The organism is Kitasatospora sp. NPDC018619 (genome assembly GCF_044391605.1).
Taxonomy (GTDB): domain Bacteria; phylum Actinomycetota; class Actinomycetes; order Streptomycetales; family Streptomycetaceae; genus Kitasatospora.
Genome location: NZ_JBISAI010000007.1, coordinates 151202 through 176823 on the forward strand (window position 1 = coordinate 151202; position 25622 = coordinate 176823).

Below are 25622 nucleotides of genomic sequence, written 5' to 3' on the forward strand. Positions count from 1 at the left end.
CCGTCAGCCGAAGAAGTTCCGGACGTGGTGCAGGCCGTCGATCAGTGCGTCGACCTCGCCCGGCGTCGAGTACAGATAGAACGACGCCCGCGTGGTCGCCGGAATTCCGTACCGCAGGCACACCGGCCGCGCGCAGTGGTGGCCGACGCGCACGGCGATGCCCTGCTCGTCCAGCACCTGGCCCACGTCGTGCGGGTGGATGTCGCCGAGGGTGAAGGAGATCGCCGCACCGCGGTCCACGGCCGTGCGCGGGCCGATGATCCGCAGGTCCGGGACCTCCAGCAGCCGCTCGACGGCGTACCCGGTGATCGCGTGCTCGTGCGCCGCGATCTTCTCCATGCCGACGTCCTGGAGGTAGTCGATGGCCGCGCCGAGCCCGACCGCCTGGGCGATCGGCGGGGTGCCGGCCTCGAACTTGTGGGGTGCCGGGGCGTAGGTGGACGAGCCCATGGTGACGGTCTCGATCATCTCGCCGCCGCCCAGGAACGGCGGGAGGTCCTCCAGCAGCTCGTGCCGGCCCCAGAGCACGCCGATGCCGGTCGGCGCCAGCATCTTGTGGCCGGTGAAGGCGACGAAGTCGGCCTCCAGCGCCTGCACGTCCAGCACCATGTGCGGCGCGGCCTGCGAGGCGTCGACGACGACCAGAGCGCCGACCGACTGGGCCTTGCGGACGATCGCCTCGACCGGGTTGACGGTGCCCAGCAGGTTGGAGACCAGGGTGAAGGAGACCACCTTGGTCTTCTCGGTGATCAGCTCGTCGATGTTCGACAGGTCGAGCCGGCCCTCGTCGGTCAACCCGAACCACTTGAGCTTCGCACCGGTGCGCTGCGACAGCAGCTGCCACGGGACGATGTTGGAGTGGTGCTCCATCTCCGTGATGACGATCTCGGAGTCGGCGTCCACCCGGTACGGCTCCTCGGCCCAACCGAGCATGTTGGCGACGAGGTTGAGCGACTCCGAGGCGTTCTTGGTGAAGATCACCTCGTTGCGGCTCGGCGCGTTGACGAACGCCGCGACCTTGTCCCGGGCGCCCTCGTACAGCGCCGTGGCCTCCTCGGCGAGCACGTGCACGCCGCGGTGGACGTTGGCGTTGTGCCGCTCGTAGTAGGCGTTCAGGGCCTCCAGGACCTGGCGCGGCTTCTGGGAGGTCGCCGCGTTGTCCAGGTAGACCAGCGGCTTGTCGTCGTGCAGCAGGCGCTGGAGGACCGGGAAGTCCTTGCGGATCGCGTCGGTGTCGAGCAGTCCCGCGAACGGATGCGTCACTCGGACGCGCCCCCCTTCACATACGTCTCGTAGCCCTCTTCCTCCAGCTTGTCGGCCAGCTCGGCACCGCCGGACTCGACGATGCGGCCGCCCGCGAAGACGTGGACGTAGTCGGGCTTGATGTACCGCAGGATGCGGGTGTAGTGGGTCACCAGCAGGGTGCCGACCTCGCCGGTCGAGCGGACCCGGTTGATGCCCTCGGAGACGATCCGCAGCGCGTCGACGTCCAGACCGGAGTCGGTCTCGTCGAGGATCGCGATCTTCGGCTTGAGCAGCTCCAGCTGGAGGATCTCGTGGCGCTTCTTCTCACCGCCGGAGAAGCCCTCGTTGACGTTGCGCTCGGCGAAGGCCGGGTCCATCTGGAGGGCGGCCATCGCCTCCTTGACCTCCTTCACCCACAGCCGCAGCTTCGGGGCCTCGCCGCGGACGGCGGTGGCGGCGGTGCGCAGGAAGTTGCTGACCGAGACGCCGGGGACCTCGACCGGGTACTGCATGGCCAGGAAGACGCCGGCCTTGGCGCGCTCGTCGACGGACATCTCCAGGACGTCCTCGCCGTCCAGCAGCACCGAGCCGCCGGTGACGGTGTACTTCGGGTGGCCGGCCAGCGAGTAGGCCAGGGTGGACTTGCCGGAGCCGTTCGGGCCCATGATGGCGTGGGTCTCGCCCTGCTTCACGGTCAGGTCCACGCCCTTCAGGATCTCGCGCGGGCCGTTCTCGGCGTCCACGGAGACGTGCAGGTCGCGGATTTCAAGGGTTGCCATGTGTACTCAGGACTCCTGGTTGACGGAGACGAGCACATCGTCCCCTTCGATCTTTACGGGGTAGACAGCGACCGGCTTGGTGGCGGGCAGGCCGGAGGGCTTGCCGGTGCGCAGGTCGAAGCTGGAGCCGTGCAGCCAGCACTCGATCATGCAGTCCTCGACCTCGCCCTCGGAGAGCGAGACGTTCGCGTGCGAGCAGGTGTCGTTGATCGCGAACACCCCCTCGTCGGTGCGGACGACGGAGACCGGCACGCCGTTGAGGTCCACGCGCTTGGGAACGTCCTCCTGGAGGTCGCTCAGCGCGCAGGCACGGAGGAAGGTCATCGGGCTCAGACCGCCGATTCCAGCTCGGCGTCGATCTTCTCCATGAGCTGCTCCTGGATCTCGGCCACGCCGATCTGCTGGAGCAGCTCGGCGAAGAAGCCGCGCACCACCAGGCGGCGGGCCTCGTCGGCCGGGATGCCGCGGGCCATCAGGTAGAACAGCTGCTCGTCGTCGAAGCGGCCGGTCGCGGAGGCGTGGCCGGCGCCGACGATCTCGCCGGTCTCGATCTCCAGGTTCGGGATGGAGTCGACCCGGGCGCCGTCGGTGAGCACCAGGTTGCGGTTGAGCTCGTAGGTGTCGGTGCCCAGCGCGGCGGCGCGGATCAGCACGTCGCCGACCCAGACGGCGTGCGCGTCCTGGCCCTGGAGCGCGCCCTTGTACGCCACGTTGGAGCGGCAGTGCGGGGTGTCGTGGTCGACGACCAGCCGGTGCTCCAGGTGCTGGCCGGCGTCGGCGAAGTACAGGCCGAACAGCTCGGCCTCGCCGCCGGGGCCCGCGTAGTTGACGCGCGGGTGCAGCCGGACGAGGTCGCCCCCGAAGGTGACGACCACGGACTTGTACGAGGCGTCGCGGCCGACCAGCGCGTTGTGCTGGGCGACGTGCACGGCGTCGCGCTCCCAGTCCTGGACGGAGACGAAGGTGAGCTTCGCGCCGTCGCCGACCAGCAGCTCGACGTTGGCGGCCCGGGTGCCGCTGCCCTCGTGGTTGAGCACCACGACGGCCTCGGCGAACGGCTTGACGTCGACCACCACGTGGGCGAAGCGGACGCCGCCCTCGCCGCGCACGTCGATCCTCACCGGCTCGGTGAGCACCGCGTCCTGGGGGACGGTGACGACGAGCGCCTGGTCGAACGCGCTGAACGCCTGCGCGGCGACCCGGTCGACGGGCGTGCCGGCCTTGCCCAGGCGCGCGTCGTCGCGGCCGACGGTCTCGGCGGTGACGCCGGCCGGCAGCGTGAACTCGACCTTGTCCTCGCCGCGGTCGGTCTGGGCCGCGGTGCCGTCGTGCAGGCCGCCGAGGCGGTGCAGCGGGGTGAACCGCCAGTCCTCCTCGCGGCCGGTGGGCACCGGGAAGTCGTTCACGTCGAAGGACGGCTTGACCGCGACGCGCGCGTCGATCGGCTGCTGGACCGCGGTGCGGCCGGTGCCGGGGCCGGCGAGCTGCGCGCCCGCGCCGGCGGTGCCGACCTCGATCGAACCGGCGGTGGTGGAGCCGGTGGTGTTCTGGACGTCAGCCATGGCTGTCGTAGTGCTCTCTTCCTCGAAAAGCTCGAAAAGTCGGTGGGCGGCCTGCGCTCGGCGTCAGCCGACCGCACCCTCCATCTGCAGCTCGATCAGCCGGTTGAGCTCCAGCGCGTACTCCATCGGCAGCTCGCGCGCGATCGGCTCGACGAAGCCGCGCACGATCATCGCCATCGCCTCGGTCTCGGTCAGGCCGCGGCTCATCAGGTAGAACAGCTGGTCCTCGCTGACCTTGGAGACGGTCGCCTCGTGGCCCATGGACACGTCGTCCTCGCGGACGTCCACGTACGGGTAGGTGTCCGAGCGGGAGACGGTGTCGACCAGCAGTGCGTCGCAGAGCACGTTGGACTTGGCGCCGTGCGAGCCCTCCCCGATCTCGATCAGACCGCGGTAGGAGGTCCGGCCGCCGCCGCGCGCCACCGACTTGGAGACGATGTGCGAGGAGGTGTTGGGCGCCATGTGCACCATCTTGGCGCCGGCGTCCTGGTGCTGGCCCTCGCCCGCGAAGGCGATCGACAGCGTCTCGCCCTTGGCGTGCTCGCCCATCAGGTAGACGGCCGGGTACTTCATGGTGACCTTGGAGCCGATGTTGCCGTCGACCCACTCCATGGTCGCGCCCTCGTACGCCACGGCGCGCTTGGTGACCAGGTTGTAGACGTTGTTCGACCAGTTCTGGATGGTCGTGTAGCGGCAGCGGCCGCCCTTCTTGACGATGATCTCCACGACCGCGGAGTGCAGCGAGTCGGAGGAGTAGATCGGCGCGGTGCAGCCCTCGACGTAGTGGACGTAGGCGTCCTCGTCGACGATGATCAGCGTCCGCTCGAACTGGCCCATGTTCTCGGTGTTGATCCGGAAGTAGGCCTGGAGCGGGATGTCCACGTGCACGCCCTTCGGCACGTAGATGAACGAGCCGCCGGACCACACGGCCGTGTTCAGCGCGGCGAACTTGTTGTCGCCGGCCGGGATCACGGTGCCGAAGTACTCCTTGAACAGCTCCGGGTGCTCGCGCAGCGCGGTGTCGGTGTCCAGGAAGATGACGCCCTGCTCCTCCAGGTCCTCGCGGATCTGGTGGTAGACGACCTCGGACTCGTACTGCGCGGCGACACCGGCGACCAGGCGCTGCTTCTCCGCCTCCGGGATGCCCAGCTTGTCGTACGTCGCCTTGATGTCCGCCGGCAGGTCCTCCCAGGACTCGGCCTGCTTCTCGGTGGAGCGGACGAAGTACTTGATGTTGTCGAAGTCGATGCCAGTGAGGTCGGAGCCCCAGGTCGGCATGGGCTTCTTGGCGAACAGCTTCAGGCCCTTGAGACGCAGGTTGAGCATCCACTCGGACTCGTTCTTCTTCGCGGAGATGTCGCGGACGACCTCCTCGCTGAGCCCGCGCTTGGCCGCGGCACCGGCGGCGTCCGGGTCGGCCCAGCCGTACTCGTAGGTGCCCAGGCCCTCGAGCTCCGGGTGCGAAACGGTGTCAGTCATGCGAGCTTCCTAACGCGCGGACGCAGAATCTTCGGTGGACGTACCGGCAGTCGGCACCGCATCGGAGCCGCGGCCCGACGGCAGCCGGGCGGGCGACGATGCGGCACCGGATGCCGGCACATAGGTGGTGCAGACCCCGTCGCCGTGGGCGATCGTGGCCAGCCGTTGCACATGGGTACCCAGGAGCCGGGAGAAGACCTCGGTCTCCGCCTCGCAGAGCTGCGGGAACTGCTCGGCGATGTGCGCGACCGGGCAGTGGTGCTGGCAGAGCTGGGCGCCCGCCGGGGCCGTGGCCGCGGCCGACGGGACACGCCGCACCGTGGCAGCGTACCCGTCCGCGCTCAGGGCCTGGGCCAGCGCCTCGGTGCGCTCGCCGGCGGCGGCCAGCCGCAGGGCCTCCAGGTACTTCTCGGCCTGCTTGCCGAACCGGGCGCGGGCGAAGGCGGCGACCGCCTCCTCGCCCGCCTTGCCGCCGCCCACCGAGTCCGCGATCCAGCGCAGCGCGTCGGCGGCGAGCTGGTCGTACGCCTGGTAGAAGGCGTCCCGGCCGGCGTCGGTGAGCGCGAAGACCTTGGCCGGGCGGCCCCGGCCGCGGCTGCCGTAGACCCGCTGTTCGCGGGACTCGACCAGGCCGGCGGCGGCGAGCCCGTCGAGGTGGCGGCGGACGGCGGCGGCGGTCAGGCCGAGCCGGTTCGCCAGGTCGGCGGCGGAGGAGGGGCCGTGGTCAAGGATGGACCGCGCGACCCGGTCCCGGGTGGCGCGGTGGCCCTCCAGCAGCACCTCGGCCGCCGTCACGGGCACGTCACAGGAGGAGGCCGACTCGGCCTCCTGCTGCTGGGCGTGCTCGCGCATGTTTTTCACAACACCAGTGTTGCGTAATTCCTTCCGCCGGGACAAGCCGTGACCCACGCCTCACCGGTGGCATCTGTCACGCAGGCAAGCCTTACCTGACCTGGGAAAACGATCATCGGACCGGGAGGGAACGGCCACCGCCCCGGGGAGGACGGCCACCGAGCCGCCGTCCGGCCCGGGTGTCGGGCCCTCTTAGACTCGCCGGTATGCACTCCGAACCCGCGGTCCAGATCGCCGGGCTGGTCAAACGCTACGGCGACAAGCTCGCGGTGGACGGCCTCGACCTCACCATCCCGGCGGGCGCGATCACCGCCGTCCTCGGCCCCAACGGCGCCGGCAAGACCACCACCATCGAGACCTGCGAGGGCTACCGCCGCCCCGACGCCGGCACCGTCCGCGTCCTGGGCCTGGACCCGGTCGCCCGGAGCGAGGAGCTGCGGCCCCGGATCGGCGTCATGCTGCAGTCCGGCGGCGTGTACGCGGGCGCGCGCGCCGTCGAGATGCTGCGGCACACCGCCAGGCTGCACGCCCACCCGCTGGACGTGGACGCCCTGGTCGAACGCCTCGGGCTCGGCTCCTGCGGCCGCACCACCTACCGGCGGCTGTCCGGCGGCCAGCAGCAGCGCCTCGCCCTGGCGATGGCCGTGGTCGGCCGCCCCGAGCTGGTCTTCCTGGACGAGCCCACCGCGGGCCTCGACCCGCAGGCCCGCCGCGCCACCTGGGAGCTGGTCCGCGACCTGCGCCGGGACGGCGTCACCGTGGTCGTCACCACCCACCACATGGACGAGGCCGAGCAGCTCGCCGACCGCGTCGCCGTCGTGGACCGCGGCCGGGTGATCGCCCACGGCACCACCGAGGAGCTGTGCCGCGGCGGCGCCGAGGGCGCGCTGCACTTCGACGGCCCGCCCGGGCTCGACCTCGGCCCGCTGCTCAAGGAGCTGCCCGCGGGCGCCACCGCCGCCGAGACCGCCCCCGGCAGCTACCGCGTCGAGGCGCCCGTCGACCCGGCGCTGGTCGCCGCGGTCACCGGCTGGTGCGCGGCCTGCGGCATCCTGCCCGAACGGCTGTCCGTCCAGCGCCGCAGCCTGGAGGACGTCTTCCTCGACCTGACCGGACGGGAGCTGCGCTCATGACCGCCACGGACTACTCCCCCAGGCCCGGCGCCGCGCCCGTCGGCCGGATGCTGCTCGCCCAGACGGCGTTCGAGACCCGGATGCTGCTGCGCAACGGCGAGCAGCTGCTGCTCACCGTGGTCATCCCGACCGTGCTGCTGGTGCTGTTCTCCGCGGTGGACATCGTCGCCGTCGAGGGCCCCGGCAAGCGGGTCGACTTCCTGGCGCCCGGCCTGCTCGCGCTGGCCGTGATGTCCACCGCCTTCACCGGCCAGGCCATCGCCACCGGCTTCGAGCGCCGCTACGGCGTGCTGAAGCGGCTCGGTGCCAGCCCGCTGCCGCGCTGGGCGCTGCTGACCGCCAAGACCGGCTGCGTCCTGGTGACGGAGGCGCTGCAGGTCGCGCTGCTGTCGGTGATCGCGCTGGCCCTCGGCTGGTCCCCGCACGGGAACCCGCTGACCGTCGCCGCGCTGCTGGTCCTCGGCACCGCCGCCTTCTCCGGGCTGGGCCTGCTGATGGCCGGCACCCTGAAGGCGGAGGCCACCCTGGCCGGCGCCAACCTGGTGTTCGTCCTGCTGCTGCTGGCCGGCGGGGTGGTCGTGCCGCTGAGCCGGTTCCCCGACGGCGTGCGCTCGGTGCTGGAACTGCTGCCGATCTCGGCGCTCTCGGACGGCCTGCGCTCGGTGCTCCAGGCCGGTGCCGGGGTGCCCTGGGCGGACCTCGGCGTCCTGGCCGGCTGGTCGGTGCTCGGCCTGGCCGCCGCCGCCCGCTTCTTCCGCTGGGAGTAGCGCCGCCCGGACACCCGCGACGCCCCCGGCCTGCGCAGGCCGGGGGCGTCGCGTCTTCGGTCCTACGGGCGTCAGCTCTCGCTGCTGCCGCCGCGGCGCTTGCGGGCGAGCAGCACGAGCGCGCCGCCGACCAGCAGCACGCCGCCGCCGGCCGCCGCGATCATCGGGGTCGCGTCGCTGCTACCGGTCTGCGCGAGCGCCGGCGCGCTGGGGGTCGGCGACGGGACGGGGGTCCTGCTCGGGGTGGGCGTGGCCGAGGGCGACGTGCTCGGGGTCGGCGTGGCCGGCGGGGTGGGGGTCGGGGTCGGCGTCTTGGTGGGCGTCGGGGTCGGAGTCGGAGTCGGAGTCGGGGTCGGCGTCTTGGTGGGCGTCGGGGTCGGGGTCGGCGTGTGGCACGGCTCGATGGTCTTGGTCTCGTTGATGTTCCAGCCCTTCTCGTTCGGGTTCTCCGTGGTGGTGACCACCAGGTTCGCCTTGATCGGGGCGTTGTGGTCCTTCACCGGGAAGGCGCCGTGGAACTCCGCGGGGAAGGCCTTCGCGTCCAGGACCTTCTCGCCGTCGATGGTGAGGCTGACGGTGTTCTTCACGTCGGCCTTGGGGCTGTAGTTGATCAGATCGATCACGATCTTGTCGCAGGTCACCGTCCAACTCGGCACGTGCGCCGAGGCGTTGGTGGCCAGCGCCAGAGGCAGGAGAAAACCGGCCGCAGCCGTGCCGGCGAGTGCCGTCGCGCCGATCGCGAAGTGCCGCTGCTGTCGCGCCATTACTTTGATCCCCTCCGAACGGTCTTGTGCAGCAGGCGTGTTGAGTGGTTCGCGGTGGCCCGCTACGACTGTCCGGGGGACTCTACCGGCACTCCCGCACCCCGCCACACCCCGCCGTACGACCGGATATCGACTGTCCGTCCGTCTTCCGATGTGCTCGCCCAGCCCATCACAGGCGCCACCTCGCAGAACGCGGATTCGGCAAACCCGAGAGGACCCGAATGGACTTCGTCATCTTCAAGACAGAACGGAGCCCTCGGTGATCAGGTTCAATCACCGAGGGCTCCGATTCAGTCAGCCGACGAACTTCAGGCCTTCTTGGCCGCCTTGCGCCGCGCGGCCACCACGATGGCGCCGCCGGCCGCGAGCACGACCGCGCCGCCGATCGCCAGCGGCAGCACCGGGCCGGAGCCGGTGTGCGCCAGGTTGCCGCCCGCGTCCGGCCGGGCGGACGGGCTGCCCGAGGCCGTCGGGGCGGCGCTCGCGGCACTGGCCGACGCGCTGGGCGAGCCGCTCGCGCCGGGCTTGCCGCCGGTCGGGGCGGACGGGCTGCCCGAGGGGCTCGCCGAACCGCTCGGCGAGGCCGAGGTGCTCGGCGTGGCCGAGGGCGAGCCGCCGGGCACGGTCGGCGGCACCGTCGGGGTGCCGGACGGCGTCGGGGTGGTGCCGGGCAGGCAGCCGGTGAAGGGGTACTGGTGCGTCTCCGCGCCGCCCTTGCCGGTCAGCGAGGCGGCGATCACCGAGCCGTTGACCGGGCCGCCGCTGCCGAGGTCGAAGGCGGCGTTCGGCGCGAGCACGGTGCCGGCCCAGGCCGCCTGGCTGTTCTTGACCACCTTGGTGGCGGTCGGGAAGTTCCAGAGCAGCTTGGCCCGGACCGCCCCGCCCGCGGCGCTCTGGAGCTTGTCGTCCAGCACGAAGGCCTTCTTGCCCTCGTCCCACAGGTGGAAGCCGGTCGTCCCGGCCGCCGCCATGTCGTACGAGCCGCCGGTCACGTTGACCACCGTCACCGAGCCGGCCGGCACCTTGACGAAGACGTCCTTGGCGCCCTGGAGCTTCGCCGCGTCGAGGGTGAAGCTGTTGTACTTCGCGTCCCCGCCGGTGAGGGTGAGCTTGCCGCCCTCGGCCTGGACGGTGGCGCCGGCGGTCTGCGGGACGGCGGCCAGCGCGGTGGCGGCGGCGCGCAGCTTGGCGAACTCGGCCTTGAAGTCGATCGGCGAGGGGCCCTGGGCGACGGCGCCCTGGTGGGCCTGGACCACGGCGCCGTCGGCCTTGGCGCCGTAGACGCCGTTGCCCTTCATGACCTGGGTGTTGTGGCCGGTGATCCGGCCCGCCACGACCAGGGCGTTCTTGCCGGGCAGGGCGTCCACCTCGGCCGGGGTGAGCTCCTGGCCGACCGAGAAGCCGCCGGTGAAGTCGGCGTTGCCGCCGACCGCGACCGCGCCCTCGGCGTCGGGGGTGTGGGTGTCGTCGCCCTCGATGAACTCGCCGTACAGGTTGGCGACCCCGAGGCCGCGGCACTCCTGGTCGGCGCCGACGGCCTGGGCGGCCGGCGCGACGAGGCCGGCCAGGGCGAGCGAGCCGCCGACCGCGAGCGCGGCGGCGGAAATGGGTATGCGCATGTGCAGGTCTCCGCTTGCGTGCGGGCATGAAAAGGGGGGAGGGGGCCCGAAATGGTATGGACCAACCTGCACTCTTTCGGCCAAACGGGTGAATGGTCAAGACCAATGCAGCCCCTGCCCGAACCATCCGCTTTCGTCCGCGTGTCGCACCCCCGCGTGTCGCCGCCCGCCGGCCTCCGCCCTCCCCGTTCCACAGCCGTGCCCCGCCCCAAGATCGCCTGTAAGGCCGCCTACGATTGACCCGTGCCTAACCCCTTCTCCCTGCTCGCCGAGCGCTGGCAGCCATCCGCCGCGATGGTCCGGCGCGCCACGTTCGCCGCGCTGGTGATGAGCGTGGTGATCGTCGTCACCGGCGGCGCCGTCCGCCTCACCGCCTCCGGCCTCGGCTGTACGACCTGGCCCCGCTGCACCGACGAGAGCCTGACGCCCACCGCCGAGATGGGCTTCCACGGCGTCGTCGAGTTCACCAACCGGATGCTCACCTACGTGCTGAGCGCCGCCGTCGGCTGGGCGATCCTGGCCGCCCGCTGCCACCGGCCCTGGCGGCGCACCATGACGAAGCTCGGCTGGGCGCAGTTCTGGCTGGTGATGAGCAACGCCGTGCTCGGCGGCATCACCGTGCTGACCGGCCTCAACCCGTACACCGTGGCGCTGCACATGATCGCCGCGATGGCGCTGGTCTGGGTCGCGCTGCTGATGTGGGAGCGGTCCAAGGAGGGCGACGGCCCGGCGGTGCTCGCGGTGGCCCGCCCGATCCACCAGCTCTCGTACGTTCTGGTCACGGTGATCGGCCTGCTGGTCGCGGCCGGCACCCTGGTGACCGGCGCCGGCCACCACCCGGGCACGCCGAAGGACAACAAGATCGTCCCGCGGATCCCGATCGACTACGACAGGCTCGCGCAGTTCCACGCCGACCTCGCCTTCGTCTCGGTCGGCCTGGCCATCGCGGTGATCTTCGTCTTCGCCGCCGTCAAGGCCCCGCAGCCCGCAAGGGCCCGGGCCAGGGAACTGCTCGCGGTGCTCCTGCTCCAGGGCGTGCTCGGCTTCGTCCAGTACTTCACCGACGCCCCCGAGCTGATGGTCGGCCTCCACATGCTGCTCGCCGCCCTGACCTGGATCGCGGCGCTCCGTGTCCCCCTCGCCCTGCGCACCCGCGCGGTCGAGGAGCCCCCCGTCGACACGCCGGCCCCACGGGCCCCCGAGACCGCCGCCGTCTGACGCCCGCCGCCGAAGGCCCCCGTCCGAGGCGGACGGGGGCCTTCGGCATGTCACAGCAGACGTCGGCCGTCGTGGGTGCGGATGCTCGGCGCCGCGTCGTCCCGCAGCGCGTTCAGGACGCGCACGGCGTAGACCTCGGCCCTCCGGTCGGACACCTCGGCCGGCGTGAGCCAGTCGACTTCAAGCGACTCATCCGAGACCCGCGCCTCTCCGGCCTCCGGTCGGCAGCGGAAGACAAGGGCGACGATCCCCCGACTCACGTTCTTGTAGACGCCGGTCAGCCGCTCCACCTCGACCTCGACGCCGGTCTCCTCCCACACCTCCCGGCTCACGCCGTCCTCAAGGGCCTCGTCCCGCTCCAGCGCGCCACCCGACGGCTCCCAGGTCCCGTTGTCAGCCCGGCGGATCGCCAGCACCCGCCCGTCCTCGCGCACCACCACCCCCGCGACGGACACCGCGTGGAGCGGCGTTGACCGGGATCTCATGCGCGCGCCGCCGGACGGGACAGATCGAGGACCATCACGTCGTGGCGAGCCGCGCCCTCCCACGGGATCGCCGACCCGACGCGCCGGTAGCCCCATGCCCGGTAGCACGCCTGGGCCGCGGCCGCCTCCGGTCGCGCGTTCAGCATCACCCGGGCGTTGCCGATGCCGTCGACGAGGACGCGGTGCATGCGGGTGGCGATCCCCTTACGGCGCCACCGAGGCCGGACCGCCAGCTCGAAGAGGCCGAACGTGCGCCTCCCGTCCTCATGCCGGAGCTCCTCGGGCACGGGATCGAGCAGGGTGTCCCACCATCCGGTGCTCGCCGACAGCGGGTAGCCGTACGCCATGCCCACAACGGTGTCGCCGTCGAAGGCGATCGCCGCCCGGAACCCCCGGCGACGCGCCTGCGAGCGGAACCGGCGGAAAGCCCGCTCCACGTCGGCCGGCCCCTCGCCGTAGGGAGGCTCCGCAAACGCCTCCGCGAAGACGTCCTTCAACCGGCCCTCCAACTCGGCCGCCTGCCCACCGTCCAGGAGCCGGACTGCCACCGTCACACCGTCCTCGCGCACCACCACCCCCGCGACGGACACCGGGTGGAGCGGCGGTGTCCCCGGTTCGTGTGGATCTCGTCCCGCCGTACCGCGCATCACGTGGCCGGCTTCGAACGGCTGCCGAGGGTGGGGCGGAGCACGTCGAGGACATGGGTCCAGCTGTACTGGTCGCGCGCTCCGCCGGACTTGGGCCGGTGGGGGACGGAGTCACCGACCAGGACGCCCATCGAGCGCAGTCGGGCCAGGCTCTCCGAATAGGCCGGGTGGGCTGCCAGGGCGGAGTTGACGTAGGGCTGGACGACAACGGGAACGCCCAGGCCGTACGTCTCGCAGAGGATGCCGAGCGCGAGTGTGTCAGCGATCCCGAGAGCCCACTTGTTGATGGTGTTGAACGTGGCGGAGACGACCGCGACGGCATCGGCCTCCGGCATCGGCCGAGTACTGCCGGGCGTACGCCAGGCCGAACGGACGGGATAGCCGGTCTGGGCCTCGATGGCTTCCTGGTCGAGGAAGCCGAGCGCGTTGGGAGTGGCGATCACCCCGACCCTCCACCCCTCGGCGTGGGCGGCGGTGATGAGTTCGCCCACGCCGTCAGCGACGCCCGAGGCGCAGACGATGACGTAGAGGAACGGCTGATGGGGCCCGGTCAAACCTGAACTCCTGTTCGCAGGAACACATCTCGCCACCTTCGGCGAGTATCGTCCCATCGGCTGCTACGAACGGAGAACCAGTATGCCCAGGCACATCTCCGAGCACACGGGCGAACGCATCGCCCAGTACCGCAAGCTCCGCCATCTGACCCAGCGGGAACTCGCGGCTCGCGCCCACATCTCCTACAGCATGCTGACCAAGGTCGAACAGGGGGCCAAGCCCGCCACACCCACCGTGATCGCCGCTGTCGCCCGGGCGCTGTTCGTCCAGACCGTCGACCTCACCGGTCAGCCGTACATGACCGAGTTGCAACAGGACGAACTCGATGTGCTGATCCAGCCGATCCGTGAAGCACTCGATCTGTACGACCTCGGCGCCGATTCCGAGATCGCCCCCCGCTCGGCGGGCGAACTGCACTCCGAGTCGGAGCAGTTGTGCGCCCGGATCCGCGAGACCCGCATCAAGGACGCTGCCCGGGCGCTTCCGGCTCTGATGATCGAGGCCACAACGGCCGCGCACCTGGCACCCTCCGAGAAGGCGTGGCAGGTGCTGGCGAGCACCTACCGCACGGCCTATGACGTCACCACGAAGTTGGGCTACAGCGATCTCAGTGTCGTGGCTCTGGACCGCATGGCATGGGCCGCCGAGCGCGCGTCCGATCCGGTGGTCGCCGGAGTTCGCCAGTATCTGCGATCGCTGATCTACCTTCGAGCGGGCCAGTACGACATCGGGAAGCGACTCGTCGGGGTCGGCATGGGCACCCTCGAACAAGCCGACAGCAGCCGGATCCGGGACGTCGCGGTGGGGCAACTGCACCTCGGCGCCGCCATGTTGGCCGCGCGATCCGGGGACGGCGACGCGGCAGCCGAGCACATCGCGGACGCGGCACGGATCGCGGAGGCCACCGGCGAGGCCATGCGGGTGCACTGGCTGTCGTTCGGACCGACGAACGTCGCCGTGCACCGGGTGGCTACTCTGGCCGAGCAGTACCGGTACGCAGAAGCCGTCCGAGCCGCCGATCAGGTCCGGATCCCCGCACAGTGGCCTGCCTCGCGGGCCTCAGCACACATCGCGGAGGTAGCGCGGGCGCAGCTGTGGATCGGGCGCTTGGACGCGTCGTTGAAGTCGTTGCAGCGCGCAAGGGAGCTGGCACCACAACAGATGCGCTACCACCCGATGGTGCGCGAGACCGTCGCCGGGCTCGTCTCGGCTCGCCGCTCGATGCCGGACACCCTCACGAACCTGGCGCACTGGGCGGGCATCTGATTATCACTCTTTGAAGGTGGACTATCACCAGAGAGTGATAGTCCACCCCTTCCCCTGTGGCGATGCTCTCCGTAACGAGACCGCTACGCCAAGGAGAAGCACTGATGACCCTCCTCTCGAACGCTGTGAGAGGCGACGCCGTACTTCAGCAGGCCCCCGACGCGAGCGCCCGTCTCCGTGCCGCACCGGGGACCATCCGCCTGCCGTACCGGCCCGAGTCGGTGGGCGTTGCTCGGCGCTTCGTCTGCGCGCAGCTGCGGGAGTGGGGGCTGGACGATCTGGTGGACGACTCCGCCGTGATCGTCAGCGAGTTGGTCACCAACTCCTTCAAGACCGGCTGCCAGACCCGCATGCTCGTGGCAGTCCGCCGCCCGAGCGACCGAATCGTCCGCATCCTCGTCGGTGACGGCTCCCGCTCGATGCCCGTGATGGTCCAAGCCGGGCCCGACTCCACGTCCGGTCGGGGCCTCTCGATGGTCCACCGACTCACCCGTGGCCGCTGGGGCGTCACGCTCCTCCCGTCCGGGAAGGTCGTCCATGCCGACCTCACGACGCCCCCGTCGATCTCCGCGTGAACCGGCGACTGCCGGAAGCGAGTCACGGCTCCGATGGCGCATCGCGGCCGTCCACCCCTGACCCCGCCCGATCCCCCTCAACGTCCGAAAGCCCGACCTCCATGCACCTCGCCACACTCGCCCGCCACGCCCTCACCCGCGGCCACACCCCCGCCGCCACCTACGCCCTCCTCGCCCGCCTCGGCCACCAGCCCCGCCCCGTCGCCCAAGCCGTCTGCCTCGCCCTCTCCATCCCCCTCGCCGAAACCACCCGCCGCCTCGACGACTGCCACGACGCCCTCCTCGCCGACCACCACCCCGGCGACGAGACCGACACCGGCGAACTCCTCGAAGCCCTCGGCGTCTTCGACGTCCCCAAGCAGCTCACCCCCACAGAACGCACCGTCGTCGCCCTCCTCACCACCGCCATCGACGCCCACGGCGGTCTCCGCCCCGGCCACCACCACGGCCTCCAGCGCTGGTTCACCACCGGCAACCTCACCACCGCCTACTTCTCCCTCACCACCACCGACCCCCTGCCCCGCACCGGCGACCCCACCGCCTACTGGACCACCCTCGTCCAGGCCGGCGAACTCCTCACCACCACCCCCAACCCCGACCCCCGCCTCCGCTACGCCCTCACCCACTGCCGCGAGCGCGCGGCCCGCGCCACCCGGCCCACCTGACCTCCGGCCCCGCCCGGAGCCTCCGCCCGCGCACACAACGACGGCCCGGCCCCCCGCCAGGGGGACCGGGCCGCTCGCCGCGTCCGAGCCGGATCAGCCGCCGAGCTGGATCCCGGCCATCCGCTTCCACTCGTACTCGCCGGTCTTCACCCGGAGGCCCAGCTCGCCCTCGAAGTCGTCGTGCAGGGTCAGCCCCGCCAGCTCCGCGGCCCGGCGCCCGACGGCGTAGCTGGGAGCCACCTGGTCGCCCCAGGCGCCGTCCGCGCCCACCACGACGATCCGGGTGGCGACGGCGCCGACGTACTCGACGACCGCGTCGCCACCGCCCCCGTGCTCGCGGGCGAAGCTGGTCAGGTTCTTGGCGATGCGCTTGGCGCGGCGCTCGGTACGGGCGTCCGGCGCGGCGGCGGTGGCGGTCTCTGCGCTGCTCATGCCCGCATGCTACCCACCGGTAGGCGACCTGGCGACGGGAGCGCCCTGTGCACCGGGCCACATACTGGAGGAGTGACGTTCACAGGCTGGCCGGCCGAGGCGCTCGACTTCTACGCGCACCTGGAGGCCGACAACTCCAAGGCCTTCTGGCAGGCCCACCGGGCGCAGTACGACGAGGCCGTGCGGGCCCCGATGGAGGAGCTGCTCGGCGAGCTGGAGCCCGAGTTCGGCCCGGGGAAGGTCTTCCGCCCCAACCGCGACATCCGGTTCAGCGCGGACAAGACCCCTTACAAGACCCACATCGGCGCCCACCTGGAGTCCGGCGGCTACATCCAGCTCTCCGCCGACGGCCTGGCCTGCGCCAACGGCATGTACCGGCTCGCCCCCGACCAGCTGGAGCGCTACCGCGCCGCCGTGGCCGAGGACGTCACCGGCGCCGAGCTGGAGCGGGTGATCACCCGGGTGGAGCAGGCCGGCCCGCGGGTGCACGGCCGCGACTCCCTCAAGTCGGCCCCGCGCGGCTACCCCGGCGACCACCCCAGGATCGGGCTGCTGCGCCACAAGGGCCTGGTGGCCTGGCAGGACTGGGCGCCCGCGAAGTGGCTGGGCACCCGCGCCGCGTACACCCGGATCACCGGCTTCCTGCACGCCTCCCGGCCGCTGCGCGACTGGCTGGACGGCCACGTCGGCCCCTCCGGGCTGCCCGCCCGCTGAGAACGGGAAGAGCCCCGGTCCTCCCGGACCGGGGCTCCTGCGCGCGCACGGCAAGCGCTACTTCACGAACGGGTCGATCGCGCAGACCACCATCAGCAGCGACAGGTAGGTGATCGACCAGTGGAACAGCCGCATCTCCTTGAGCTTCGCGCCCACGATCCCGGCCTTGGCCCGCCCGTACAGCGCGTGGGCCTCGCGCAGCCAGGCCCCGCCCAGCAGCACCGCGGCGACGGGGTACAGCCAGCTCATGTGCCCCAGCGGCCAGAGCGCCAGCGAGACCGCCACCATCACCCAGGAGTAGACGACGACCTGCTTGCCGACCGCCACGTTGCCCTTGATCACCGGCAGCATCGGCACGCCGGCCCGCTCGTAGTCGTCGCGGACCTTCATCGACAGCACCCAGGTGTGCGGCGGCGTCCAGAAGAACACCACCAGGAACAGCACCACGGCGGCCCAGGACACCGAGTTCGTCACCGAGGACCAGCCGACCAGCACCGGCATGCAGCCGGCGATGCCGCCCCAGACGATGTTCTGCGAGGTGCGCCGCTTGAGCCCCAGCGTGTAGACGAACACGTAGAACAGCAGCGCGCCCAGCGCCAGCCAGGCGGAGAGCCAGTTGACCCCGACGCCCAGCAGCAGCGTCGAGACGACCGCGAGCACGACGCCGAACACCAGCGCCTCGCGCGGCGACACCATCCCGGTGACGATCGGGCGACGCTCGGTGCGCGACATGACCGCGTCGATGTCCCGGTCGATGTACATGTTGAGGGCGTTGGCGCCGCCGGCCGACAGGTAGCCGCCGACGACGACCTTCAGCACCAGCCACAGGTTCGGCACGCCCTGCTGGGCCAGGAACATCACCGGCACGGTGCTCATCAGCAGCAGCTCGATGATCCGCGGCTTGGTCAGTGCGACGAACGCGCCGACACGGGCCCCGAACGGCCGGTGCGCAGGAGTCGCCCCGGTGACCCCGGCGGGACGGGTTTCGACGGCGGTCACTAACACCCCAACTGAAGATGAATCCTCGCAGGCGTCCACAGGAACGAAGGGTCCCGAATCGTCCGCTCTGCGCGTACCACGACACCATAGACGCTCCATATATCGCATCCGGCTCCGGGGTCCCCCGGCGAGGCGGAACGCACACCCCCGGGTGAACCGCCCGCACGGGGCTCCGGCAGGCCCCGCGACCCGCCCGCGACCGGCCCGCAACTCGTCCTGCCCACCGGAGCGGCACCCCGGGATGATTCGGGAGATTCTGGGAAAAAGCCATCCGCACCCCGCCCAAGGGAATCTGCATGCGGAATTGCCGGTTGTCCCAGCACGGAGGGTGAGTGGCGGCCCGGACGGTAGGCTCGCTCGAGAAGCGGGATCTACCCTCCGTGACCGGCACCACCCAGCGTCGGGACCACAGCGCCGTGGCCGACCCGGTCCCCATTCACGGGGTCACTCTTCACAATGGAAGGAGCCCTGAGACAGGGTGAGCACTGCGCCGACGAACGCATTCGAGTGGACCGATCTGGACGAGCGCACGGTTGACACCGCGCGCGTCCTGGCCATGGACGCCGTCCAGAAGGTCGGTAACGGACACCCCGGGACGGCGATGTCCCTGGCCCCGGCCGCGTACCTGATCTTCCAGCGGTTCCTGCGCCACGACCCGACCGACCCGTCGTGGGTCGGGCGCGACCGCTTCGTCCTCTCCCCCGGGCACACCAGCCTGACCCTCTACACCCAGCTCTACCTCTCCGGCTACGGCCTGGAGCTGGACGACCTCAAGGCCTTCCGCGTCGCGGGCAGCCGCACCCCCGGCCACCCCGAGCACGGCCACACCGCCGGCGTGGAGACCACCACCGGCCCGCTCGGCCAGGGCATCGCCAACGCGGTCGGCATGGCGATGGCCGCCCGCTACGAGCGCGGCCTGTTCGACCCGGACGCCCCGGCGGGCGAGTCCCCCTTCGACCACACCGTCTGGGCCATCGTCTCCGACGGCGACCTGGAGGAGGGCGTCTCCGCCGAGGCCTCGTCGCTGGCCGGCCACCAGAAGCTGGGCAACCTGGTCGCCGTCTACGACGACAACCACATCTCGATCGAGGGCGACACCGAGACGGCCTTCTCCGAGGACGTCCTCAAGCGCTACGAGGCGTACGGCTGGCACGTCCAGCGGGTGGCCCCGAAGTCCAACGGCGACATCGACGTGGCCGCCCTCGCCGAGGCGCTGGACGCGGCCAGGGCCGAGACCTCCCGCCCGTCGTTCATCGCGATGCGCACGATCATCGCCTGGCCGGCCCCGGACGCCCAGAACACCGCCAAGGCGCACGGCTCCGCGCTCGGCGCCGCCGAGATCGCCGCCACCAAGAAGGTCCTGGGCTTCGACCCGGAGAAGACCTTCGAGGTGAGCGACCAGGTCATCGAGCACGCCCGCCAGGTCATCCAGCGCGGCAAGGCCGCCCGCGACCAGTGGCAGCGGTCCTTCGACGCCTGGCGCGCCGCCGATCCGCAGCGCGCCGCCGAGTTCGACCGCATCGAGGCCGGCGAGCTGCCCGAGGGCTGGAAGAAGGCCGTCCCCTCCTTCCCGGCCGGCAAGGACGTCGCCACCCGCAAGGCCTCCGGCGACACCCTCAAGGCGCTCGGCGCGGTGATCCCGGAGCTGTGGGGCGGCTCGGCCGACCTCGCCGAGTCCAACCTCACCACCATCGACGAGGACAGCTCCTTCCTGCCCGAGGGCAACCCGCTGAAGTCGGCCAGCCCGTACGGCCGGACGATCCACTTCGGCATCCGCGAGCACGCCATGGGCTCGACCATGAACGGCATCGCCCTGCACGGGAACACCCGCGTCTACGGCGGCACCTTCCTCGTCTTCGCCGACTACATGCGCCCGGCCGTCCGCCTGGCCGCGCTGATGAAGCTGCCGGTCACCTACGTCTGGACGCACGACTCGATCGGCCTCGGCGAGGACGGCCCGACCCACCAGCCGGTCGAGCACCTGGCCTCGCTGCGCGCCATCCCGGGCCTGGCCGTCGTCCGCCCGGCCGACGCCAACGAGACCGCCGTGGCCTGGCGCACCATCGTCGAGCGCCACACCAGCCACCCCGGCCCGGTCGGCCTGGCCCTGACCCGCCAGGGCGTCCCGACCTTCGACCGCGAGGTCTTCGGCTCCGCCGAGGGCACCGCGAAGGGCGGCTACGTCCTGGCCGAGGCCTCCACCGGCAACCCGCAGGTGATCCTGCTGGGCACCGGCTCCGAGGTGCAGCTGGCCGTCAAGGCCCGCGAGGTGCTGGAGGCCGAGGGCATCGCCACCCGGGTGGTCTCGATGCCGTCCTTCGAGTGGTTCCAGGAGCAGGACCAGGCCTACCGCGACAGCGTGCTGCCGCCGTCCGTCAAGGCCCGCGTCTCGGTCGAGGCCGGCATCGCCCAGGGCTGGCGCGAGCTGGTCGGCGACCACGGCCGGATCGTCTCGCTGGAGCACTTCGGCGCCTCCGCCGACTACAAGGTGCTGTTCGAGGAGTTCGGCATCACCGCCGAGCGCGTGGTGGCCGAGGCCCACAACGCCCTGCGCTCCCTCGAGGCCGTCAGCCGCTAGTGCGGCCCCGGGCCGCGCGCCCGCCCGCACGCGGGCGCGCGGCCCCCTCCCACCACCCCACGCATTCACGAAGAACAAAGGGACTGAAGCACCATGACTGACGCACTGAAGCGCCTCAGCGACGAAGGCGTTGCGATCTGGCTGGACGACCTCAGCCGCAAGCGGCTGAACTCCGGCAACCTGGCCGAACTGGTGCAGAACAAGCACGTGGTGGGCGTGACCACCAACCCGACCATCTTCCAGAAGGCGATCGCCGGCTCCGGGGACCACTCCTACGACGGCCAGCTGCGCGACCTCGCCGTCCGCAAGGTCACCACCGAGGAGGCGATCCGCATGATCACCACCTCCGACGTGCGCGACGCCGCCGACGTGCTGCGCCCGGTCTACGACGCCTCCAACGGCCGCGACGGCCGGGTCTCCATCGAGGTCGACCCGCGCCTGGCGCACGGGACCGCCGCCACCGTGGCCGAGGCCAAGCAGCTGTGGTGGCTGGTCGACCGCCCGAACGTCTTCATCAAGATCCCCGCCACCAGGGCCGGCCTGCCCGCGATCAGCGAGGTCATCGGCAAGGGCATCAGCGTCAACGTCACGCTGATCTTCTCGCTGGAGCGCTACAAGGCCGTCATCGACGCCTACCTGACCGGCCTGGAGGCCGCCAAGGCGAAGGGCCTGGACCTCTCCCAGATCGAGTCGGTCGCCTCCTTCTTCGTCTCCCGCGTGGACACCGAGATCGACAAGCGCCTGGACAAGATCGGCGGCGACGCCCGGAACCTGCGCTCCAAGGCCGCGCTGGCCAACGCCCGCCTCGCCTACCAGGCGTACGAGGAGGTCTTCGGCAGCGTCGACGGCAAGACCGCCGGCAGCGCCCGCTGGACGGCCCTGGAGGCCGCCGGCGCCAAGCCGCAGCGCCCGCTGTGGGCCTCCACCGGGGTGAAGGACCCGGCCCTGCCGGACACCCTGTACGTCACCGAGCTGGTCGCCCCCGGCACCGTCAACACGATGCCCGAGGCCACCCTGGACGCCACCGGCGACCACGGCGTGGTGACCGGCAACACCATCGTCCCCAACTACGCCGACGCGAAGGCCGTGCTGGACGCGATCGCCGCCGCCGGCGTGGACTACGACGACGTCGTCCAGGTCCTGGAGGACGAGGGCGTCGAGAAGTTCGAGCAGTCCTGGAAGGAACTGCTCGACACCGTCACCGCCTCGCTCGCCTCCTTCGCCGACGAGAAGTGACCCCTGCTCACAGCCAGCACACGAAAGCGGAGCCCATCACGTGAGCACTGATTTCCCCGAGTTGACATCGGAATCGGACGGGGCCGACCTCCCGCCCGCCCCCGTCAACCCGCTTCGCGACCCCTCCGACCGACGGCTCCCGCGCATCGCGGGGCCGTCCGGCCTGGTCATCTTCGGGGTCACCGGCGACCTGTCCCGCAAGAAGCTGATGCCGGCCATCTACGACCTGGCCAACCGCGGTCTGCTGCCGCCGGGCTTCTCCCTCATCGGCTTCGCCCGCCGCGAGTGGGACAACGAGGACTTCGCCCAGGAGGTCCACGACGCGGTCAAGGAACACGCCCGCACCCCGTTCCGGGAGGAGGTCTGGCAGCAGCTCGCCAAGGGCATGCGGTTCGTCCACGGCACCTTCGACGACGACGACGCCTTCGACAAGCTGCGCGAGACCATCCAGGAGCTGGACCAGGCCCAGGGCACCGGCGGGAACTTCGCCTTCTACCTGTCCGTCCCGCCGAAGTTCTTCCCCACCGTCGTCCAGCAGCTCAAGAAGCACGGCCTGGCCGACCCGCCGCAGGGCTCCTGGCGCCGCGCGGTCATCGAGAAGCCCTTCGGCCACGACCTGGAGAGCGCGCAGGAGCTCAACAAGGTCGTCCACGAGGTCTTCCCCCGGGACGAGGTCTTCCGGATCGACCACTACCTGGGCAAGGAGACGGTCCAGAACATCCTGGCGCTGCGCTTCGCGAACCAGATGTTCGAGCCGATCTGGAACCGGTCGTACGTCGACCACGTGCAGATCACCATGGCCGAGGACATCGGCATCGGCGGCCGGGCCGGCTACTACGACGGCATCGGCTCCGCCCGTGACGTGATCCAGAACCACCTGCTCCAGCTGATGGCGCTCACCGCCATCGAGGAGCCCGCCTCCTTCCACCCGAAGGCGCTGGTGGCCGAGAAGCTCAAGGTGCTCAGCGCCGTCAAGCTCCCGACCGACCTCGGCCGGCACACCGTGCGCGGCCAGTACGCGACCGGCTGGCAGGGCGGCGAGGAGGTCGTCGGCTACCTGGACGAGGACGGGATCGACCCGGACTCCAAGACCGACACCTACGCGGCCATCAAGCTGGAGATCAACAACCGCCGCTGGGCGGGCGTCCCGTTCTACCTGCGCACCGGCAAGCGCCTGGGCCGGCGGGTCACCGAGATCGCCGTCGTCTTCCAGCGCGCCCCGTACCTGCCCTTCGACTCCTACGCGACCGAGGAGCTGGGGCAGAACGCCCTGGTCATCCGGGTCCAGCCGGACGAGGGCGTGACGGTGCGGTTCGGCTCCAAGGTGCCGGGCACCTCCTTCGAGGTGCGGGACGTCACGATGGACTTCGCCTACGGCGAGTCCTTCACCGAGTCCAGCCCGGAGGCCTACGAGCGGCTCATCCTCGACGTGCTGCTCGGCGACGCCAACCTGTTCCCGCGCCACCAGGAGGTCGAGCTCTCCTGGCAGATCCTCGACCCGATCGAGAAGTACTGGGACACCCACGGCAAGCCCGCCCAGTACGCGGCGGGGACCTGGGGCCCCGTCGAGGCGGACGAGATGCTCGCACGAGACGGCAGGAGCTGGCGCCGGCCATGAAGATCGACCTCACCAACACGACGTCCAGCAAGATCAACGCCGCGCTGATGGAGGCGCGCCGGGCCCGCGGTTCCGGCGCCGCCGGCATGGTGCTCACCCTGGTGATCGTGACCGACGAGGGCAGCGCCTACGACGCCCTCAAGGCCGCCAACGACGCCTCCCGCGAGCACCCGATGCGCACCCTCGCGGTGATCAAGCGCGCCGGGCGCTCGCCCCGGGCCCGCGCCGAGACCCGGCTGGACGCCGAGATCCTGGTCGGCTCGGACGCCGGCTCCGGCGAAACGGTCGTCCTGCGGATGCACGGCGAACTCGCCGCGCACGCCCAGTCGGTGGTCCTGCCGCTGCTGCTGCCGGACGCCCCGACCGTCGTCTGGTGGCCGGACAACGCCCCGGCGCACCCGGCGCAGGACCCGCTGGGCTCGCTGGCCCAGCGCCGGATCACCGACGCCGTCACCGCCGAGTCCCCGGTCGGCCAGCTCGCGCAGCGCGCCCAGAGCTACGCCCCCGGCGACACCGACCTCGCCTGGACCCGGATCACCGGCTGGCGCTCGATGCTGGCCGCCGCGCTGGACCAGCGGCCGTCCACCATCGTCTCCGCGGTGGTCGAGGGCGAGTCCTACAACCCCAGCGTCGAGCTGCTCGGCCTCTGGCTGACCAACCGGCTGAACGTGCCGGTCGAGCGGGTCGTCACGGCCGGCCCCGGCATCACCGCGGTGCGCCTGCGCACCACGGACGGGGACATCACCCTGGACCGCCCGGACGGCCTGATGGGCACCCTGTGCATGCCCGGCTCGCCGGACCGCCAGGTGGCGCTCAAGCGCCGCGAGACCTCGGAGCTGATCGCCGAGGAGCTCCGCCGCCTGGACCCGGACGACATCTACGCGACGGCCGTGCGCACGCCCGTCGACCAGCTGCGCGAGCCGGCCAACGCCGAGACCGCGGCGGCCGAGAAGGTCGCCCGCGAGGTCGCGGAGGAGGCCGTCGAGGAGGCCGCCGAGGCGGCCGTGGCCAACCCGGACCGGGTGACCGCCGAGACGGCGGACCGCAAGCCCGCCCGGAAGGCCTCCGGCAAGCGCACCGGCAAGGACGGCGCATGACCAACGCGACCCCGCAGCTGGTCGTCCACCGGGACAAGGAGCTGATGGCCCAGGCCGCCGCGGCCCGGCTGATCACCCGGATCGTGGACGCCCAGGCCGCCCGCGGCAGCGCCTCGGTGGTGCTCACCGGCGGCCGCAACGGCAACGCCCTGCTGGCCGCGATCGCCGCCTCCCCGGCGCGCGACGCGGTCGACTGGGGCCGGCTGGACCTCTGGTGGGGCGACGAGCGCTTCCTGCCCGCCGCCGACCCGGAGCGCAACGCCGTCCAGGCCCGCGCCGAACTGCTGGACGCCGTCCCGCTCGACCCGGCGCGGGTGCACGAGATGCCCGCCTCGGACGGGGCGGACGGCTCGGACGTGGAGGCCGCCGCCGCCCGCTACGCCGAGGCGCTGGCGAAGGCGGCCGGCCCGGGCGACCGGCTCGGCGTCCCGGCCTTCGACGTGCTGCTGCTCGGCGTCGGCCCGGACACCCACGTGGCCTCGCTCTTCCCGGAGCACCCGGGCGTGCGGGAGGCCGAGCTGACCGTGGTCGGCGTGCGCGGGGCGCCCAAGCCCCCGCCGACCAGGGTCTCGCTCACCCTGCCGGCGATCCGCGCCGCCCGCGAGGTCTGGCTGCTGGCGGCCGGCGAGGACAAGGCTGGTGCGGTCGCGCTGGCCCTGTCCGGCCCCGGCGAGATCCAGGCGCCCGCCTCCGGCGCGTACGGCCGCAGCCGCACCCTGTGGCTGCTGGACCGCGCCGCCGCGGAGCGGATCCCGCCGCAGCTCTACCCGCCGGCCTCCGCGTAGCCGGCCCCGGCGACGCCGAAGGGCGCCCCCGTCACCCGACGGGGGCGCCCTTCGCGCTGTCGCGCACGCGCGGGGACCTCTCGGCTCAGATCTCGCCGCGCAGCTTCGCCAGCGCCTCGGCCAGGATCGCCTCGCCGTCGGCGTCGGTGCGCCGCTCGCGGACGTAGGCGAGGTGGGTCTTGTACGGCTCGTTGCGCGAGGGCGCCGGCGGGTTGTGCTGGTCCTGGCCGGCGGGGAAGCCGCAGCGCGGGCAGTCCCAGGTCTCCGGGATCGCCGCCTCCGCGGCGAAGCTGGGACGGGTCTCGTGCTTGTTCGCGCACCAGAAGGAGATCCGGTTGCGCGGGGCGGACTCGCCGCGCTCCGCTTCGCCCATCGGGCCCGCCCCGACCCTGCTGCCACGGATGGCATTGCCACTTGCCACGGTCTGACTCCCTGCGTACTGGTGCGCCCACCCGCCGCGGTGCGCGTCGGTGGCGAAAGTCGTCCTAGTGTAAGCAGGAGTTAAGCATCCGCCACCATCGCCTCCGCTCCCGGCCGTTCCAGGATAGGCGC

General features: G+C 71.6%; 26 protein-coding genes. 12 read left to right on the forward strand and 14 right to left on the reverse strand.

Features of this window, described 5'->3' with window-relative positions:
* Window positions 1-3 precede the first annotated feature (3 nt).
* The 6 genes from ACH5AR_RS13325 to ACH5AR_RS13350 form a co-directional block, all read right to left on the reverse strand.
* A complete protein-coding gene (locus ACH5AR_RS13325) occupies window positions 4-1263 on the reverse strand; it encodes a cysteine desulfurase (protein ID WP_396301499.1) in 1260 nt (419 codons plus the stop codon).
* Window positions 1260-2024, reverse strand: coding sequence for a Fe-S cluster assembly ATPase SufC (gene sufC / locus ACH5AR_RS13330; protein WP_396301500.1), 765 nt, complete (start codon window positions 2022-2024; stop codon window positions 1260-1262). The genes ACH5AR_RS13325 and sufC overlap by 4 nt, the downstream gene beginning before the upstream one ends.
* Before the next feature lie 6 nt (window positions 2025-2030).
* Window positions 2031-2348 carry a bifunctional 3-phenylpropionate/cinnamic acid dioxygenase ferredoxin subunit gene (locus tag ACH5AR_RS13335; RefSeq protein WP_063349526.1) on the reverse strand — a complete coding sequence of 106 codons (318 nt, stop codon included), beginning with the start codon at window positions 2346-2348 and terminating at the stop codon, window positions 2031-2033.
* Window positions 2349-2353: 5 nt separating this feature from the next.
* On the reverse strand, window positions 2354-3586 hold the full coding sequence (sufD, locus tag ACH5AR_RS13340) for a Fe-S cluster assembly protein SufD (RefSeq protein ID WP_396301501.1): 1233 nt from the start codon (window positions 3584-3586) through the stop codon (window positions 2354-2356).
* A 63-nt stretch (window positions 3587-3649) separates the two neighbouring features.
* On the reverse strand, window positions 3650-5065 hold the full coding sequence (sufB, locus tag ACH5AR_RS13345) for a Fe-S cluster assembly protein SufB (protein WP_396301502.1): 1416 nt from the start codon (window positions 5063-5065) through the stop codon (window positions 3650-3652).
* Window positions 5066-5074: 9 nt separating this feature from the next.
* Window positions 5075-5917, reverse strand: a complete 843-nt coding sequence (locus ACH5AR_RS13350; RefSeq protein ID WP_396301503.1) for a helix-turn-helix transcriptional regulator — start codon at window positions 5915-5917, stop codon at window positions 5075-5077.
* A 206-nt stretch (window positions 5918-6123) separates the two neighbouring features.
* Between ACH5AR_RS13350 and ACH5AR_RS13355 the strand changes: the two genes are divergently transcribed.
* Window positions 6124-7050: an ABC transporter ATP-binding protein gene (locus ACH5AR_RS13355; protein WP_396301504.1), complete on the forward strand. Its 927-nt coding sequence runs from the start codon at window positions 6124-6126 to the stop codon at window positions 7048-7050.
* Entirely contained in the window at window positions 7047-7817 is a 771-nt protein-coding gene (locus tag ACH5AR_RS13360; protein ID WP_396301505.1) for an ABC transporter permease, read from the forward strand. Before ACH5AR_RS13355 ends, ACH5AR_RS13360 begins: the two co-directional genes overlap by 4 nt.
* 71 nt (window positions 7818-7888) lie before the next feature.
* Here the strand turns inward: ACH5AR_RS13360 and ACH5AR_RS13365 are convergent, their stop codons facing one another.
* Together ACH5AR_RS13365 and ACH5AR_RS13370 are read right to left on the reverse strand one after the other, a co-directional pair.
* Complete coding sequence (locus tag ACH5AR_RS13365; protein WP_396301506.1) at window positions 7889-8581, reverse strand: LAETG motif-containing sortase-dependent surface protein; 693 nt, start codon at window positions 8579-8581, stop codon at window positions 7889-7891.
* Window positions 8582-8889: 308 nt separating this feature from the next.
* On the reverse strand, window positions 8890-10200 hold the full coding sequence (locus ACH5AR_RS13370; RefSeq protein ID WP_396301507.1) for a choice-of-anchor A family protein: 1311 nt from the start codon (window positions 10198-10200) through the stop codon (window positions 8890-8892).
* 294 nt (window positions 10201-10494) lie between these two features.
* On the opposite strand from ACH5AR_RS13370, the gene ACH5AR_RS13375 reads away from it, so the two are divergent.
* Entirely contained in the window at window positions 10495-11418 is a 924-nt protein-coding gene (locus tag ACH5AR_RS13375; protein WP_396301668.1) for a heme A synthase, read from the forward strand.
* A 50-nt stretch (window positions 11419-11468) separates the two neighbouring features.
* Here ACH5AR_RS13375 and ACH5AR_RS13380 read toward each other — a convergent pair whose 3' ends face one another.
* Genes ACH5AR_RS13380 through ACH5AR_RS13390 form a run of 3 tightly spaced genes read right to left on the reverse strand, consistent with a single transcriptional unit; the run spans window position 11469 to window position 13104 of the window.
* Window positions 11469-11903, reverse strand: a complete 435-nt coding sequence (locus ACH5AR_RS13380; RefSeq protein ID WP_396301508.1) for an NUDIX domain-containing protein — start codon at window positions 11901-11903, stop codon at window positions 11469-11471.
* Window positions 11900-12493, reverse strand: coding sequence for a GNAT family N-acetyltransferase (locus ACH5AR_RS13385; RefSeq protein ID WP_396301509.1), 594 nt, complete (start codon window positions 12491-12493; stop codon window positions 11900-11902). Before ACH5AR_RS13385 ends, ACH5AR_RS13380 begins: the two co-directional genes overlap by 4 nt.
* 56 nt (window positions 12494-12549) lie before the next feature.
* Window positions 12550-13104 (reverse strand): flavoprotein, encoded by a 555-nt coding sequence (locus tag ACH5AR_RS13390; protein WP_396301510.1) that lies wholly within the window; start codon window positions 13102-13104, stop codon window positions 12550-12552.
* 82 nt (window positions 13105-13186) lie between these two features.
* Here ACH5AR_RS13390 and ACH5AR_RS13395 point away from each other — a divergent pair, with 82 nt between their 5' ends.
* The 3 genes from ACH5AR_RS13395 (at window position 13187) to ACH5AR_RS13405 (ending at window position 15611) form a co-directional block, all read left to right on the forward strand.
* On the forward strand, window positions 13187-14371 hold the full coding sequence (locus tag ACH5AR_RS13395) for a helix-turn-helix domain-containing protein (RefSeq protein ID WP_396301511.1): 1185 nt from the start codon (window positions 13187-13189) through the stop codon (window positions 14369-14371).
* A 104-nt stretch (window positions 14372-14475) separates the two neighbouring features.
* Window positions 14476-14946 (forward strand): ATP-binding protein, encoded by a 471-nt coding sequence (locus ACH5AR_RS13400; RefSeq protein ID WP_396301512.1) that lies wholly within the window; start codon window positions 14476-14478, stop codon window positions 14944-14946.
* 101 nt (window positions 14947-15047) lie between these two features.
* Window positions 15048-15611: a hypothetical protein gene (locus ACH5AR_RS13405; protein WP_396301513.1), complete on the forward strand. Its 564-nt coding sequence runs from the start codon at window positions 15048-15050 to the stop codon at window positions 15609-15611.
* A gap of 93 nt (window positions 15612-15704) precedes the next feature.
* Here the strand turns inward: ACH5AR_RS13405 and ACH5AR_RS13410 are convergent, their stop codons facing one another.
* Window positions 15705-16043, reverse strand: a complete 339-nt coding sequence (locus ACH5AR_RS13410) for a hypothetical protein (protein ID WP_396301514.1) — start codon at window positions 16041-16043, stop codon at window positions 15705-15707.
* Window positions 16044-16115: 72 nt separating this feature from the next.
* On the opposite strand from ACH5AR_RS13410, the gene ACH5AR_RS13415 reads away from it, so the two are divergent.
* Complete coding sequence (locus tag ACH5AR_RS13415) at window positions 16116-16757, forward strand: DUF2461 domain-containing protein (protein WP_396301515.1); 642 nt, start codon at window positions 16116-16118, stop codon at window positions 16755-16757.
* 57 nt (window positions 16758-16814) lie between these two features.
* Here the strand turns inward: ACH5AR_RS13415 and ACH5AR_RS13420 are convergent, their stop codons facing one another.
* Window positions 16815-17762 carry a heme o synthase gene (locus tag ACH5AR_RS13420; protein ID WP_396301516.1) on the reverse strand — a complete coding sequence of 316 codons (948 nt, stop codon included), beginning with the start codon at window positions 17760-17762 and terminating at the stop codon, window positions 16815-16817.
* Window positions 17763-18234: 472 nt separating this feature from the next.
* Between ACH5AR_RS13420 and tkt the strand changes: the two genes are divergently transcribed.
* The 5 genes from tkt to pgl all read left to right on the forward strand — a co-directional run bounded on the left by tkt (window position 18235) and on the right by pgl (window position 25070).
* Window positions 18235-20334 (forward strand): transketolase, encoded by a 2100-nt coding sequence (gene tkt, locus ACH5AR_RS13425; RefSeq protein WP_396301517.1) that lies wholly within the window; start codon window positions 18235-18237, stop codon window positions 20332-20334.
* Window positions 20335-20427: 93 nt separating this feature from the next.
* Window positions 20428-21570: a transaldolase gene (gene tal / locus ACH5AR_RS13430; protein WP_396301518.1), complete on the forward strand. Its 1143-nt coding sequence runs from the start codon at window positions 20428-20430 to the stop codon at window positions 21568-21570.
* A 61-nt stretch (window positions 21571-21631) separates the two neighbouring features.
* The gene (gene zwf / locus ACH5AR_RS13435) at window positions 21632-23188 is read left to right on the forward strand and encodes a glucose-6-phosphate dehydrogenase (RefSeq protein WP_396301669.1); all 1557 of its coding nucleotides are present in this window, start codon (window positions 21632-21634) and stop codon (window positions 23186-23188) included.
* Window positions 23185-24285 carry a glucose-6-phosphate dehydrogenase assembly protein OpcA gene (opcA, locus tag ACH5AR_RS13440; RefSeq protein ID WP_396301519.1) on the forward strand — a complete coding sequence of 367 codons (1101 nt, stop codon included), beginning with the start codon at window positions 23185-23187 and terminating at the stop codon, window positions 24283-24285. The genes zwf and opcA overlap by 4 nt, the downstream gene beginning before the upstream one ends.
* Window positions 24282-25070 carry a 6-phosphogluconolactonase gene (gene pgl, locus ACH5AR_RS13445; protein WP_396301520.1) on the forward strand — a complete coding sequence of 263 codons (789 nt, stop codon included), beginning with the start codon at window positions 24282-24284 and terminating at the stop codon, window positions 25068-25070. Before opcA ends, pgl begins: the two co-directional genes overlap by 4 nt.
* Window positions 25071-25155: 85 nt before the next feature.
* Here the strand turns inward: pgl and ACH5AR_RS13450 are convergent, their stop codons facing one another.
* Window positions 25156-25443: an RNA polymerase-binding protein RbpA gene (locus tag ACH5AR_RS13450; protein WP_223245297.1), complete on the reverse strand. Its 288-nt coding sequence runs from the start codon at window positions 25441-25443 to the stop codon at window positions 25156-25158.
* Window positions 25444-25622: the final 179 nt, after the last annotated feature.